Here is a 13,660-nt window from a genome sequence, read left to right as displayed (position 1 = left end):
GGCCATTTCGTTCATTCACCTCATACTCGTCAGTAAGAGATAAGCAAACGAAATAGTCATGGTGTTAATGTGGCTAATTTGCCACCGAAAAACAGGTGTATACTATCATTTTCTGAACGGTCGACGAAATTTATGACGAGACACAAGCAACAATCAGGGCGAAATCAACAAAATAACCGCCAAACAGGATTCGTCAGAATCATCAGCGGCCGCTGGCGTGGACGAAAACTTCCTGTTCATGATGTTGAAGGGCTGCGTCCGACGACTGATCGGGTTAAAGAAACAGTATTTAATTGGTTGGCACAAGATTTATACCAAGCGAAATGCTTAGATCTTTTTGCCGGTAGTGGCGGCCTAGGGTTTGAAGCGCTCTCGCGTGGTGCCGACAGCCTGACGTTATTAGAACTCGATAGCAAAGCGGCGAACCAAATCAAACAAAACTTGGCGACAATTGGGGCTGATAATGCCACGTTACACAACACAGATGCGCTCAAGTTTTTAGCCCAACCAGGCACCCCGCACGATGTCGTGTTTATTGACCCGCCATTTCGCAAAGATTTGATCGCGAGTGTCATTGAGTTACTTGAAGCCAATGGTTGGCTAACGCCGCAAGCCATGATTTATATCGAAACAGAAAAGGAACTGGGCGATCTACCGACCCCTGCTCACTGGCACCTTCACCGTGAAAAAACAGCGGGGCAAGTCAGTTATCGCTTATTTGAAAGAGAGGAATAATGAAAACGTTACTTCTACTGGCCAAAATAGCCATTGGTTTTGTCTGGCTTGTGCTAGCCATTAATATTTTTCACCCGTTTCCAGGGCTAACAGCGATTGTGCTATATATCATGACAGGCTTCTTATTCATGATGCATGGCGTACAAGCACTGATGTTCATTGGCGCATTTGGCGATAAAATTGCCATGAGCAAATGGGAAAAGTGGTCGATTTTATTTTTCGGAATTTTTGCCCTACTCGATATTCGCCGCAAACACATGATGTAATCTCATCAATTACTGGCGAAAAACACCAGACACAAAAAAGGCGGCCAATTAGCCGCCTTTTTTATATGTATCACTTTTAGCTGCAACTTCGCGTTACTTCACAGCTGTTAGCAGCTATTAAACCCCAATCTGCAGGTATGAACGAATACCATCTAAGAACATTTGGGTCGCCATCATAATCAATAACAAGCCCATCAAACGTTCGATAGCTTTCAAACCGCGTTCGCCCAGGATGCGATTGAATACTTCATAGAACATCAAGACAATAAACGTCGCGCCCCAAGCTAATAGCACTGACAATGCCCAATCCCAAGTGCGAGTAGGATCTTGATTTGAGAGCAAGAGTAATGATGCCAATACCGATGGCCCTGCGATCATTGGAATGGCCATAGGTACAAGGAAAGGTTCTTCACCCGCCGCAAGCCCTGTAACCCCACCCGGTTGCGGGAAGATCATTCTAATGGCAATTAAAAACAGGATAATACCGCCTGAGATGCTCACGGTTTCCGTTGATACATGCAAGAAAGCCAGCATCTGTTTACCGCCAAACAAAAATAGCAGCAAAATAATCAACGCAAAACACAATTCCCGCACCATAATGAGACGTCGACGTTTCGGCTCAATATGCCGCAGGATCGACAACATTACTGGCAGATTACCCAGCGGATCCATGATTAAAAATAACATGACCGCCGCAGATATAATTTCCACAGGCAGACCTCAGTTGAGAGTAGTAAGTATGTATTAGTAGATATAGGCGTTGTCAGCCGGACGGCTGAAGAAAGCGCGGGAGGAGTATAACAAACGAACAATTAGGAGGCGATTAAAACCACCTCCAGAAACGTATTTATTCTATTAATTTTTTAATGGCTACACATACGATCGCGGTTAGCCATAATCTTGTCGCCATCTTGAATAACTTTGCGGCGATCAAGCAAGAACGTCAACAATGCATCAAAGGTTAAATCTTGTAGGCTACAAGTATGAAAACGTACATCTTCACCATACAGGGCTACAACAGCTTGGCGCAATGAATCTAGCGAAAAGTCAGCGCCGTCTTCCAGCAGCATATTAAGAACATTGTGGGCGTGAACAGATTCAGTCATGATAAATTCTCAGTGTCGATGGTAACGAATAACATCATTACACCATATATTCAGATAGCCTTGTTGACCCAAAACAAATAAGTGTATTTTAAATACACCTTATTAACGCTACTCTGTCTTAGTCAATAACAAAGGATCACAGCCACACTGCCAACACACCTCAAATTGTGCGTCATTGACTTCATGACATTGCACACACCGCCACGCTTGACCATTTTGGCTCTGTTCGTAACGTTGTAAAATCGAGGCTGCTTTCACCCTATCTGGCTCATCAACCCATAAACTGACTTCCACCACGTTTGCCGGTAACTCACCGGCTGCTGACGATAAGTTTTCACCCGTCAGTTTCACGGCAATGTTGTCACTTTCCAGCAAGCCTTTCAGACAATGTGCTTCTAAACTATTTGCTGCGCGATACGCTATCACCCAATGCTCAGACATCTTGCTACCTTTTCGTTAATAACGAACCAGACCGCTCTAGGCTTTGGCCTCTTTCATTCATAGGTTAGTGCCTGCAGGTAGGTAATGCTAACCAGTCATCCTTATTAACTATAGCGGCATCATTAACGCAGAGACCACAATCAAAGACTGCGCCAAATAGTAGGTTGTCATGATAGTGGCAGGCGAACTGTGATATGGCCCCTTAAAGCGATCAATCGCTAATATCGTATCGGACACCATGAAGATCACGGCCCCCCCAAAAGCAAATAACGCCATGACACTTTGGGTCGTTAACCAAAATTCACCTGCCGCCCACGCCATCTGAGTGATCATGCCAATATATAAAGCCACAGGAAGAGTAAACCGACCTAATGTGGGCAACAATAATAAAAAGACAATAATGCCACCGCCAAAGAGCATCGCAGGTAACCACCACACCATGCTGGCGCTAAGCTGACTCCAAAATGCAATGGAGTAGAGGATATGGGCAACCAAAAAGCCACCCAGCCCTTGGATAAAGCGATCACGGGGCAACATAAGGAAAATATCGCCAACCACAGAGCACAACAAGCCAACAAAGATTGCCTGTTGATAAAAATGTGTCAGACCATGTTGCCATAAAGCAGCCATCAACAAACCTGTCGTTAATGGCTTAAAAAGATAAAACTGCCACTTTGGCCCAGTGTAGGCCGCGTTAATGTGTAGTAACGCTGAAAAAGAAATGGCTAACCAAACCCACATAACATCACCATTTTTAATTAATGTCGCACAGTGTAAAAATCCAATTGTTATTGTCTAGTCACTCACCCCGATAACTAGACACCGCTTATAAAACCTAACTTTCCTTATTGCGGTATATCACACCCAAATAGATTAGCCCTTTTTAGGTGAAATAACTTATGCAGCCACCTTAAACCCTTGCACAGCAAGCCTCTGACATAAAAAACCCAGCAAGCAAACGTTTACCTTTGACTGAAAGAAAAAAAGAACAGAAAAACAAATCCAATCATATGAAAACAAGGATAAAACCACTCAAAATAACATACAAAAAATAAAAAATAACAAACAACAAGTAAGCAAAAACAACAACTTATATTAAAAACATTTATTGGGAACGGTTCATTACAGCATGACTAAGGCTGATGAATACCTGAAAGAAAATAATGCGTTACCCACAATCATAAAAGCACTTTAGTTGGTTGATTTATAGATAAATATCCTAGTTGTAGAACAGATAGCCTTACAATTGCCTGCCTTTATATTGCACCAACACCATTAGGGATACTGAACCTTAAATTTACTAATAAAATATAAACCACAATAAACAACGCTAATCATGACGATAAAATGCACAGTGAGAAACAATTTAAACCACTACAAATCAATAGCTTACACACAACAATCAAAGTGTGATATTAATCACTCAAAAAATAACCACATCAAAAAACACAGTTAAAGAGCAACAACAAAGCCAAATATAGACTTTAAAATTGTGTTTTTTACGACAAATTGACATTCAGACTTGCCTAACACACAAAAACAATGCTATCTTTATTTACAACATATCTTTAGCAGCTAATTAAGGAGCCTACTCATGTTCACTTCCTCTCAAAAACAAGGGCTTATGATGATCGCAGTTGTTGCGGGCCTCATGACGCTGCCAATGCTTTACTAAGCAGATAAAAAATTCAAAAAAAAGGGCACCCAATGGGTGCCCTTTTTTCATGCCTAAACTTGCAAAGATAATCACTTATGCCATATAACGATGCTCTCATGAGCCACTATGGCGTAAGATTAATGTTGTGCCAATTTTCCGAATAAAACCATAATGCGAGTGCCGTAAAACCCAACACTATCAATAGTGTTAATCCCCAAATAAAACGTCCACTGCGCGGGGTTAGCTCTTTTTCACACAATCGACATGCCGCAATAAAGCCTTTTTTATCATCAAGCCTGTAGCCTTCTTCATGGACAGTTTTATTTCTCACAGAGGCAATAAAGCGTAGTTTGGGAATAATTTCATGAGGTAGTCGCTCTTCACAGCTGGTGATCAACTGGTGTAAGCCCTTACCTTCCGCATGATAATGCTCACGCAGCAAGTGTTCGATACGCCGTGTCTTTGTCACGACCATTTCGATATTGGCCATAGGCTATCTCCCTTCTATCAATACAATCCCCATCATAATTATTGTAAATAACAGCGCTGATGATGTGTTGCATGCCTTCCTTTACATTACTGACTCGTTAACGCAATGCAATCTTTGTTTCATGTAAAGCCAAAAAAGTCAGTTAAGGCTCACAATGCGTTATGCATCCTGAGTGAAAACCCAGATGGGATCACGCTTTATGGGATCTGCCATAGCCTTTACGTTCAAAATGGCGATCAATACAAGCAGACATTGTTCAAGGAGATCTCTCATGCCGTTTTGGATTCCACTCACCTTACTGGCATCACTGGCTATTGCTATCACTTATTTTATCTATTCTTATCGTCGCCACAGCCTTGGCCTTGACGCTCCAGAAAAGACAGTCGCAGTTTGCGTGCTTGATAAGCAAAGTAACCCAATAATAGGCGCACAGCCCGGCGACGATAATGAAGAGTATTGGATTTATGTTGAACCGCTTGATGGCGGCCCTAAACGTGAGTTTATGGTTGGTATTCACTATTACCAAGCACTCAAGCCTGGTGATCAAGGCACCATGACCTACCGCGGCAGACAGTTTTTACATTTTGCGCTACAGCGTGACTAAGCCCAGATCGTGATTAAGGAACTAACCAAGCTGTTACTTTGTATTTCGCTAATAAATAACTCGTCGCTAACGCAAGCCCACCACAGACCAGAGTCCAGAGCGGGATCATGATTAATGGTGATCCCCAGTACAGATCAAATGCCCGCACTGGCCACAAGAACAGAGGATGCAGCAAATAGATCCCCAAACTGTACCGACTAATAAATGCTACCGTTTGCTGAGTGCGGCCCTGCAAGCGTTCGCCGTAATAGCGCCCAACCGAGAACACCATGGCGGCAATTAATGCGGTATTGATTGTTTTATACGATAGCCAATTCCCCACCGTATAATCTTGTGCGGCTAAACTAACCGTTATCACGTTATAGCCGGTTAAGAGCAACATCATGCCCCCTAACACAACCAACCAAGGTCGGCTCGGCCATTGATATTGCAACAAACAGTACCCCAGTAGTAAGTAACCGCTATACAGCACCAACTCATGGTCCCATGGCCCCTCAACATCAAAGAAGAAGAGCGTGAATAAACCCAGCCATAAGCTAGTGAGTGCGATCATAGCTGTGCGATCAGCACGTCCTGCCACCCATGAGAAAAAAGGGATCACGGTATACAGAGGAATGAAGTAATAGAAAAAGCCTAGGTGGTAGTAGGTTTCATGAAAAGGCAAGGCGGTAAAAGTTTCCCATGCCAGTGCCCCATCAAAGCCTGATAGTGAAGCGCCTGAAAGCCAAGCATAAAATACAGACCAAACCAAAAAAGGGATCAATACTTTACCCAACCGCCGCTTTAAGTAGTAACTCAACACAAAGTCACGCCGATCACTGAGCATGAGTGCGCCTGTGATCATAATAAAGACAGGAACAGCCCACCGACTCACACTATTAAAGCCAATCGCGATCGCCCAATCTGTGTTTGCGATACTCCCCAACTGTTCGCGATAAGGGCCCAACACATGGATCACGACCACAGCAACCGCCGCCACACAGCGCAATAAATCGAAGAAATAAATTTTCTGACGCAATGTGCACCCCAGTAAGCATAACTACACCTTATCTTTTGTAGCATAGCCAACAGGAATCATTAACCATAACATTATTCATTTTGCGGAAATTGACAGCATTTTGACCTAATCAGGCTGTTTTCATCCCTTCACCACTCATATTTATGTAAAGAACATGTGACAAAACAGATCTTTCTTACTGGCTTTTGTTACCACAACTAGCATTCCTGCTAACCCACAACGGTGAAAGTCTTCCCATTAACGAGCAATCAATCACTTAGCAAAGCATTAAAATGCAACATAGCACACAACACCCAAGCGCATTTGCGCTCTGCTTTTGCTTAAAAAAACAACCAAAGACTCTATTTTATTAACAAAACACAGACAATTATGTGACATCAGAAACATTTTGAAATAGTTTCCCCTTGTTCACCGCGTTAACAATAGCGTAACCTTTCGCACATAAAGATGTTCCCATTGATGGGATTAAAACGAAAAGGAAGAGGATTTACATGCACTCATCTGCTTCACAACAGGCCCCTAAAGCGCCTAAAAAGAACCTTTTTACCCGCTTTCTCGACACCGTTGAGTGGCTAGGTAACTTATTACCTCACCCAATCACCCTTTTTGCTATGTTTTGTGTCGCGATTTTAGTGGCATCTGGGATTGCAGGTTATTTCGAAGTTTCCGTTGTTGATCCGCGTCCTGAAGGCGCTGCTGGTCGGGCTGCTGACGGTATGATCCACGTTGTTAGCTTATTTAACGCCGAAGGCTTACAGCTTATCGTGGCTAACTTGGTGAAAAACTTTACTGGCTTTGCACCATTAGGCACGGTACTGGTGGCTATGCTAGGTGTCGCGATTGCTGAGCACTCGGGCTTACTATCATCGGCAATGCGTGGCTTGGTCATGGGCGCATCTCGCCGTATGGTAACCTTGGTTGTGGTATTTGCCGGTATCATCTCAAATACAGCATCAGAGCTAGGTTATGTCGTACTGATCCCGCTAGCAGCAATGTTGTTCCACTCTCTGGGCCGCCACCCTCTGGCGGGTCTAGCAGCGGCTTTTGCTGGTGTGTCTGGTGGTTACAGCGCTAACTTACTACTGGGTACGGTTGATCCTCTGCTTTCAGGTATTACTGAAACTGCAGCACAAATGATTGACCCTAACTACACCGTCGGTCCTGAAGTAAACTGGTACTTCATGTTTGCGTCAACATTCGCAATCACCATCATGGGTGCGTTTGTTACTGAAAAAATCGTGGAACCAAAACTTGGTAAATACAACCCTGATGATGCCGCTGAAGATTTGTCTGGCGACAAAATGGGTAAACTGACTGACCTAGAGAAAAAAGGCCTTCGTTTAGCCGGTATTGCGGCACTGGTGGTAGCAGGTTTACTGGCACTAACGATTGTCCCTGCTGACGGTATTTTGCGTCACCCAACCACAGGTTTAGTTGCGGGATCGCCTTTCTTAAAAGGCATCGTTGCCTTTATCTTTGTGTTCTTCGCGGTTCCAGGCTTTGTTTACGGTAAAGTTGTTGGCACCATGAAGACAGATCGCGATGTGATTGAGGCAATGTCTAAATCCATGTCATCGATGGGCATGTACATCGTATTGGTGTTCTTTGCCGCACAATTCGTCGCCTTCTTTAAGTGGACTAACTTTGGTCAGGTATTCGCGGTCGGTGGGGCAGACTTCCTGCAATCCATTGGTCTAACGGGTCCTGCGCTATTCTTCGCTTTCATTCTGATGTGTGGCTTTATCAACCTAATGATCGGCTCAGCATCGGCACAATGGGCTGTAACTGCACCTATCTTCATTCCTATGTTGATGCTGGTTGGCTACGCACCTGAAACGATTCAAGCGGCTTACCGTATTGGTGACTCCGTTACCAATATCATCACCCCAATGATGAGCTACTTCGGCATGATTCTGGCTGTCGCATCACGTTACCAGAAGAACCTAGGCCTAGGTACATTGATCTCAACCATGCTGCCTTACTCTATCGTGTTTGTGGTTGGTTGGAGCATCATGTTCTACGTATGGGTATTTGTGCTAGGTATTCCAGTTGGTCCTGGAGCGGCAACCTACTACAACGTCGGCGGTTAATCCGTTCATGAACGGCTGATAACAGGGTATCTTCCTCCTTACCCTGTGCGATTCACTTTGATAATGACAAACGCCGAGCCTAGCTCGGCGTTTTTTATTGAGCACGGTTAGCGTAATGACACAGCCACCAGCCCCACACACACTAACATCGCCCCCACAACACGTGGGCGGTATGAGGGCTCTTTCAATAACCAAACCCCTAACCCGACTCCAACCGGAATACTTAACTGGCGTAGCGCCACGATATAACTCACATTTTCCGTCAAGGTCATGGCCCATAGTACTAACCCGTATGTCCCTCCCATCATACTCCCAGTCAACAAAGCGATATGCCTATCTTGCCAAACTGCTGCGAACTTATGTCGCTCAGACTTTGATAAATAAAACACACTCAGCCAGCAGCCCGTTACCAAAAACTGAGCCCCTAAATAAAACATTGCGATCAGCCATGACGGTAAACCTGTCGCCGCTAAGAGCTCCAAAGCGGTATTATCAAGCACCGAATAACCTGCGGTTCCAATGGCTGCAACTAAGGCCCATAAACACCCTAACTGAGTATACGCACGCCAATGCCACTGCCGAAAAGAAACCAAAGGCACGAATAAGCATCCAGCTGTCACCACGACCATCCCCCCCCATACCGATAAGGGTAATGACTGACCAAGCAATGCCGTGGTAACCGCCACCATCAACACAGGTAAAGCGCGGGCTATCGGGTAGACCACACCGACATCCGCTTGCTGGTATGCCAATGCCAAGGATGCCATATACACCATTTGGCAAAAGCCACTGAACAGCAATAGCCACCAAAAAGATGTCGGCAAAGATATGGGCAAACTCAGCACATACACCAACACAGGCAATAGCAAGCTCCCTGCCCCTAAACTGGCTAAGCCAAAAAAGGCGGGCGTTGGCGTACGCGACTTACCCAGTAAATTCCAACTGGCATGAATGATGGCCGACACCACCACTAAGACAAACGCAAAGATAGACACAATATTCCTTTCTTAATGCCCTTCATCAGCTGCAATGCAATCAGCTTGCACCACTGTAAGAATGGCCTAGTCCAAAAGAAAGAGTGTAAAGAAAAGTGAGGGGAGATAATTCAGATTACGCAGGGTTTCACAAAAGGTTCATCCGCAACCAACTCACAACCCAAAGAGCGCGAGAGTTATTGGATGTTCAGCATATTTTCAGACCATACCGATGCTTGCTGGTAGCTACGGGTCACCAAGGTTTCAGCAATGCCAAGTTGCTCACAGTATTCACTGACTTGGTGCCAATTTGCCTGATCATAGGCTTCTAATAGCGCCAAAGTATGGCCTAAGCGCCCTTGATGATGCAGCAGTGCCGCTTCGACATCGTTTTGCAGCGGTAAAACTTTCACTAGCTGCTCAAGTGAGGTGTCTAACAACGCATCCAACAACGAAAACATGCCGACCAAAAAGGCTTGATGGGATTGCTCACGGGTTCCACTGCCAGCCGCCAATGATTCACACATCCGCGCACGTTGCAGTGACATCAAATACAGCTCTCTCGGCTTGTCTAATGCAGCGTGTGCCGTTGCGACAACGCCAACAAAGAGCCGAATTTTATCTTCGCCTAAGTACACTAAGGCCTGACGAAAAGAGCTGATCGGCTCAACCGTACGATTAGACGCAGCATTCACATAGCGCAGTAACAAATACGACAACGAAACATCGCTGGTAATGATTTGCTCTATCCGTTTGAAATCCACAGGATCACGGCAAATTTCTTGCAGTAACAAAACAGTGGCAACTTTCTCTGGCTCAACCTGACGGTTTTTTACCAACTCAGGTTTGCAGAAGTAATAGCCCTGAAAAAAATGAAACCCTGCGGCTAACGCTGTCTCATATTCATCTTTAGTCTCGACTTTTTCTGCCAAAAATTTCAAACGGCGTGAACGGTACTGGCTCACAAACTCGCACGCTTTTTCCATGCCGAGTTTGAGCAAGTCCAACTTAATAATGCGCACATACGGCAAGAAACGCTGCCACTCCGGTGACATCTCAAAATCATCCAAGGCAATAATGTAACCACGCTGGCATAACAACTTTATTGCACTAAACAGCGCGTCGTTAGGCTCGCAAGTTTCAAGCACTTCAATCACCACTTCACGCTTAGGCAACAGTAGCGGCAGCAGTTGAAGTAGGCTTTCTTGGGGAAAGTTAATGAAGGTTCGTTGCCCTGAGGTCGCTTTGTTATCACCCACCGCCATGTAGTTTTCCACTAACAAGCGGCTGGTGGCCTTATTCGCCTCTATCATAGGAAAGGCGTTACTCTCACCATCACGGAACAGTAATTCATAGCCAACTGTACGCTGTTGCCGATTGAATATCGGCTGGCGCGCAACATAGGAATACATGGCTTGAGCATTACTTGATTTCATGATGCACCAGAGTTAAAGGAAAAAGCGCAGACTACGCACGTGCCGATGCCAATAATGCACCGCAGCCGATGAACATCGAACCGAAGACACGATTAAGCGCCCCCATAATGCGCGCAGAACGAATATAGCCCGATAACCGTGACGCCAAGGTGACATACCCGAGCATGACACACATATCCACCACGACAGTCGTTACACCCAATATTACCAATTGTGGTAGCTGTGGCGCAGAGGGTTGGATAAATTGTGGGAATAGCGCCACTAAAAATACGATGCTCTTAGGGTTCGTTAAGTTCACCAGTACTGCTTGGCGGAATAACCGACGCCCAGACACGCTTGCTTGTTGAGGATTTAAATCAAATGCCGCCCGTTCACGCCATTTTTGCACCCCTAAAACAATGAGGTACACCACGCCAACCCATTTAATCACAGTAAATGCTGTTGCCGATTGAGCAACCAAGGCACCCAGCCCGACCCCTACCAAGATGATGTGACAGGTTAACCCCACCTGCAAACCCATGATGGACGCCAGCGATTTACGAAAACCGTAGACCATGCCATTACTGATCGAATTGACGGTACCAGAGCCCGGTGCAAAGCTGAACACAATTGCGGTCGCCAGGTAGGCTAACCAAATATCAATACTCACTCTATACTCCTGCAATACGACTCGTCGATACGAGTTCAGCAACTATCTAAGCTATCAATATTGCCGTTAGTTAACAGCAGAATAGATTTGAAAGCAACTTGCACCCTTTTATTCGTTGATCTTCAGTTTAGGTTATAATGACATCCAATAAATAAGCGACCATATCCATCGTATACTTTAGAATAAGGGCGCGTTTCGAGACTGACAGCGCCTAGCCAACTCGGTTTCCCTATCCCCTCACTTTGAGAGCCAGAATGACAGCACAACCTCCACATTTTTATGATTTTTCACTCGAACCTCACTTTGCAGCAACCATGCAAGGGCCCGTTGCTGCAATGTGGCAACAACGAGAAGAAGGCGAATTCAGAGGGGTTGATGATCGCAATATCGGTTGGGTGAGCTTAACCAAACCAAACCATGACAAAGTGATAGTCATGATCAATGGTCGCATCGAAAGTTACTGGAAATACCAAGAACTGTTTTACGACCTATTCCAGCAAGGCTATGACATTTTTTCCCTCGACCATCGTGGCCAAGGGGTCTCTGATCGCTTAGTCGATGATACCGAGCTTGGTCATGTCGAAGAGTTCGCCCACTACGTTGAAGACTTTACGACCTTCATCGATACTGTGGTTGCGCCGTGCGGCTACCAACAACATTACATGCTGGCACATTCCATGGGTGGCACAGTCGGCAGCCTATTTTTAGAGCAACGCCCTGACTTTTTCGATAGTGCGGTATTAAGTGCCCCAATGCATGGCATCAACTTAACCCAATGGATGAAGCCAATTGCTTCCCCATTTGCACGCGTAGTGGAACAACTACAACGCCAACCTAACTACGCACCAGGACAAGTGCCTTATTACCCTAAGCCTTTCTTAGACAATAAACTGACCCAAAGTGAAGTCCGTTATCAGTGGTTCCGCGATCTCTACGAACACAAACCTGAGCTAAAAGTCGGTGGGCCGAGTGCACGTTGGGTATGGCAAGGCATGGCAGCAGCTAAACAATGTATTCAGCACGCTTACCAAATCAAAGTGCCCGTCCTTTTGATCCAAGGTAGCGATGACACCGTGGTGGATAACTCAGCCCATGATGTTTTCCATCGTGCAATGACACAGTCTGGTGGTGATTGTGAAATCAAAGTCATTCATGGTGCTCGCCACGAGTTGTTATTCGAACAAGACAAATACCGCACCCCGGTATTAGCCGCGGCTTTTAACCATTTCAAAAAAGCGGAAACCGAATCACAGTAAATTAGCCTCTTTTTCTTCCGTAAAAGTGGTTTAGAATCGATCCTACTCTCGTCAGCGCTTTTGCTGGCGAGTTGCTCATAGTGGGAATGTTCATGTACAAGATTGTTGCTTCAGATCTGGATGGCACCTTATTAACACCGGATCACAAACTCGCCCCTTACACCAAAGAAGTGTTGAAACGCCTTCATCAAGAAGGTCGTGACTTTATTTTCGCAACCGGTCGTCACCATATCGATGTCGCTGGCATGCGTGAAGAATTAGGCATTCCTGCTTACATGATCACCTCCAATGGCGCACGCGTTCACAACTGTAAAGGCGAAGCGATCTTCAAACAAGACGTGACCCCAGAGGTGGTTGCTGGCGTCGTGGCAATGGCAAAAGCTGATCCTGATCTGAAAATTCACATCTACCAAAATGATCAATGGCTACTAAACGCAGAAGATGAAAAGCTGCGTGATTTTCACGACACCTTCACGTACCAACTGTTTGATGTCGAGAACCCACCACTAGACGGAATTGCGAAGGTATTCTTTACCCGCGATGACCAAGACCACGATAAGCTGGTTGAGTGGGAAGATAAATTCAACGCAGAGTTTGGCGATAAAGCGAACATCGCATTTTCGACGCCTTGGTGTTTAGAAATCATGGATGCCAATGTCTCAAAAGGGCATGCACTTGAAGCGGTGGCCAAAGAGAAAGGCTTAACCTTGGCAGACTGCATTGCGTTTGGTGATGGCATGAACGATGCTGAAATGCTGTCAATGGCGGGCAAAGGCTTAGTCATGGGCACTGCGCACGAAAAAGTAAAACGCGCCTTACCTAACAATGAGGTAATCGGCTCATGCGCAGATGAAGCGGTTGCTCACTACTTGATTGAAAACGTGCTGTAAGGCTGTAGTAGTACAGTAAGCCGCCACAATGAATAATGAATAACGACT

The 13,660-nt window shown here is 45.3% G+C and carries 15 protein-coding genes; 6 read left to right on the top strand and 9 right to left on the bottom strand.

What is annotated here, in order from left to right; genetic code table 11:
• The first annotated feature begins 132 nt into the window (after positions 1 to 132).
• Both rsmD and OCU77_RS00465 read left to right on the top strand, forming a co-directional pair.
• The gene (gene rsmD, locus OCU77_RS00470) at positions 133 to 735 is read left to right on the top strand and encodes a 16S rRNA (guanine(966)-N(2))-methyltransferase RsmD (protein WP_107302817.1); all 603 of its coding nucleotides are present in this window, start codon (positions 133 to 135) and stop codon (positions 733 to 735) included.
• A complete protein-coding gene (locus OCU77_RS00465; RefSeq protein WP_048900465.1) occupies positions 735 to 1,001 on the top strand; it encodes a DUF1145 domain-containing protein in 267 nt (88 codons plus the stop codon). Before rsmD ends, OCU77_RS00465 begins: the two co-directional genes overlap by 1 nt.
• A gap of 117 nt (positions 1,002 to 1,118) precedes the next feature.
• On the opposite strand, the gene OCU77_RS00460 is transcribed toward OCU77_RS00465, so the two are convergent.
• From OCU77_RS00460 to OCU77_RS00440, 5 genes are all read right to left on the bottom strand, one after another.
• The gene (locus OCU77_RS00460) at positions 1,119 to 1,712 is read right to left on the bottom strand and encodes a YhgN family NAAT transporter (protein ID WP_048900466.1); all 594 of its coding nucleotides are present in this window, start codon (positions 1,710 to 1,712) and stop codon (positions 1,119 to 1,121) included.
• A gap of 152 nt (positions 1,713 to 1,864) precedes the next feature.
• Positions 1,865 to 2,107 (bottom strand): YecH family metal-binding protein, encoded by a 243-nt coding sequence (locus tag OCU77_RS00455; protein WP_048900467.1) that lies wholly within the window; start codon positions 2,105 to 2,107, stop codon positions 1,865 to 1,867.
• Positions 2,108 to 2,215: 108 nt separating this feature from the next.
• Positions 2,216 to 2,548 carry a putative signal transducing protein gene (locus OCU77_RS00450; RefSeq protein ID WP_048900468.1) on the bottom strand — a complete coding sequence of 111 codons (333 nt, stop codon included), beginning with the start codon at positions 2,546 to 2,548 and terminating at the stop codon, positions 2,216 to 2,218.
• 108 nt (positions 2,549 to 2,656) lie between these two features.
• Complete coding sequence (locus tag OCU77_RS00445) at positions 2,657 to 3,289, bottom strand: lysoplasmalogenase (RefSeq protein WP_107302816.1); 633 nt, start codon at positions 3,287 to 3,289, stop codon at positions 2,657 to 2,659.
• A gap of 1,040 nt (positions 3,290 to 4,329) precedes the next feature.
• Complete coding sequence (locus OCU77_RS00440; RefSeq protein ID WP_048900469.1) at positions 4,330 to 4,695, bottom strand: hypothetical protein; 366 nt, start codon at positions 4,693 to 4,695, stop codon at positions 4,330 to 4,332.
• 271 nt (positions 4,696 to 4,966) lie between these two features.
• Here OCU77_RS00440 and OCU77_RS00435 point away from each other — a divergent pair, with 271 nt between their 5' ends.
• On the top strand, positions 4,967 to 5,299 hold the full coding sequence (locus OCU77_RS00435) for a DUF2500 domain-containing protein (RefSeq protein WP_107302814.1): 333 nt from the start codon (positions 4,967 to 4,969) through the stop codon (positions 5,297 to 5,299).
• Between the two features lie 13 nt (positions 5,300 to 5,312).
• Here OCU77_RS00435 and OCU77_RS00430 read toward each other — a convergent pair whose 3' ends face one another.
• The gene (locus tag OCU77_RS00430) at positions 5,313 to 6,317 is read right to left on the bottom strand and encodes an acyltransferase (protein ID WP_048900470.1); all 1,005 of its coding nucleotides are present in this window, start codon (positions 6,315 to 6,317) and stop codon (positions 5,313 to 5,315) included.
• A gap of 491 nt (positions 6,318 to 6,808) precedes the next feature.
• On the opposite strand from OCU77_RS00430, the gene OCU77_RS00425 reads away from it, so the two are divergent.
• The gene (locus tag OCU77_RS00425) at positions 6,809 to 8,407 is read left to right on the top strand and encodes an AbgT family transporter (RefSeq protein WP_048900471.1); all 1,599 of its coding nucleotides are present in this window, start codon (positions 6,809 to 6,811) and stop codon (positions 8,405 to 8,407) included.
• A gap of 107 nt (positions 8,408 to 8,514) precedes the next feature.
• Here OCU77_RS00425 and OCU77_RS00420 read toward each other — a convergent pair whose 3' ends face one another.
• The 3 genes from OCU77_RS00420 to rhtB form a co-directional block, all read right to left on the bottom strand.
• The gene (locus tag OCU77_RS00420; RefSeq protein WP_048900472.1) at positions 8,515 to 9,402 is read right to left on the bottom strand and encodes an EamA family transporter; all 888 of its coding nucleotides are present in this window, start codon (positions 9,400 to 9,402) and stop codon (positions 8,515 to 8,517) included.
• Positions 9,403 to 9,578: 176 nt separating this feature from the next.
• Positions 9,579 to 10,793 (bottom strand): EAL and HDOD domain-containing protein, encoded by a 1,215-nt coding sequence (locus tag OCU77_RS00415; protein ID WP_048900507.1) that lies wholly within the window; start codon positions 10,791 to 10,793, stop codon positions 9,579 to 9,581.
• A 55-nt stretch (positions 10,794 to 10,848) separates the two neighbouring features.
• Positions 10,849 to 11,466, bottom strand: coding sequence for a homoserine/homoserine lactone efflux protein (gene rhtB, locus OCU77_RS00410; RefSeq protein ID WP_048900473.1), 618 nt, complete (start codon positions 11,464 to 11,466; stop codon positions 10,849 to 10,851).
• Positions 11,467 to 11,720: 254 nt separating this feature from the next.
• Between rhtB and OCU77_RS00405 the strand changes: the two genes are divergently transcribed.
• Positions 11,721 to 12,722 carry an alpha/beta fold hydrolase gene (locus OCU77_RS00405; RefSeq protein ID WP_048900474.1) on the top strand — a complete coding sequence of 334 codons (1,002 nt, stop codon included), beginning with the start codon at positions 11,721 to 11,723 and terminating at the stop codon, positions 12,720 to 12,722.
• 92 nt (positions 12,723 to 12,814) lie between these two features.
• A complete protein-coding gene (locus tag OCU77_RS00400; RefSeq protein ID WP_048900475.1) occupies positions 12,815 to 13,612 on the top strand; it encodes a Cof-type HAD-IIB family hydrolase in 798 nt (265 codons plus the stop codon).
• Positions 13,613 to 13,660 lie beyond the last annotated feature (48 nt).

The organism is Photobacterium swingsii (genome assembly GCF_024346715.1).
Taxonomy (GTDB): domain Bacteria; phylum Pseudomonadota; class Gammaproteobacteria; order Enterobacterales; family Vibrionaceae; genus Photobacterium; species Photobacterium swingsii.
Note: the sequence above shows the minus strand (reverse complement) of the source record. Positions and strands in the feature narration are given on the sequence as shown.

Excerpts from the sequence above, each read along its gene's own strand:
- OCU77_RS00440 (WP_048900469.1), bottom strand. The coding sequence starts at position 4,695 with ATGGCCAATATCGAAATGGTCGTGACAAAGACACGGCGTATCGAACAC.
- OCU77_RS00450 (WP_048900468.1), bottom strand. The coding sequence starts at position 2,548 with ATGTCTGAGCATTGGGTGATAGCGTATCGCGCAGCAAATAGTTTAGAA.
- OCU77_RS00400 (WP_048900475.1), top strand. The coding sequence starts at position 12,815 with ATGTACAAGATTGTTGCTTCAGATCTGGATGGCACCTTATTAACACCG.
- OCU77_RS00405 (WP_048900474.1), top strand. The coding sequence starts at position 11,721 with ATGACAGCACAACCTCCACATTTTTATGATTTTTCACTCGAACCTCAC.
- rsmD (WP_107302817.1), top strand. The coding sequence starts at position 133 with ATGACGAGACACAAGCAACAATCAGGGCGAAATCAACAAAATAACCGC.
- OCU77_RS00415 (WP_048900507.1), bottom strand. The coding sequence starts at position 10,793 with ATGTATTCCTATGTTGCGCGCCAGCCGATATTCAATCGGCAACAGCGT.
- OCU77_RS00465 (WP_048900465.1), top strand. The coding sequence starts at position 735 with ATGAAAACGTTACTTCTACTGGCCAAAATAGCCATTGGTTTTGTCTGG.
- OCU77_RS00455 (WP_048900467.1), bottom strand. The coding sequence starts at position 2,107 with ATGACTGAATCTGTTCACGCCCACAATGTTCTTAATATGCTGCTGGAA.
- OCU77_RS00425 (WP_048900471.1), top strand. The coding sequence starts at position 6,809 with ATGCACTCATCTGCTTCACAACAGGCCCCTAAAGCGCCTAAAAAGAAC.
- OCU77_RS00445 (WP_107302816.1), bottom strand. The coding sequence starts at position 3,289 with ATGTGGGTTTGGTTAGCCATTTCTTTTTCAGCGTTACTACACATTAAC.
- OCU77_RS00435 (WP_107302814.1), top strand. The coding sequence starts at position 4,967 with ATGCCGTTTTGGATTCCACTCACCTTACTGGCATCACTGGCTATTGCT.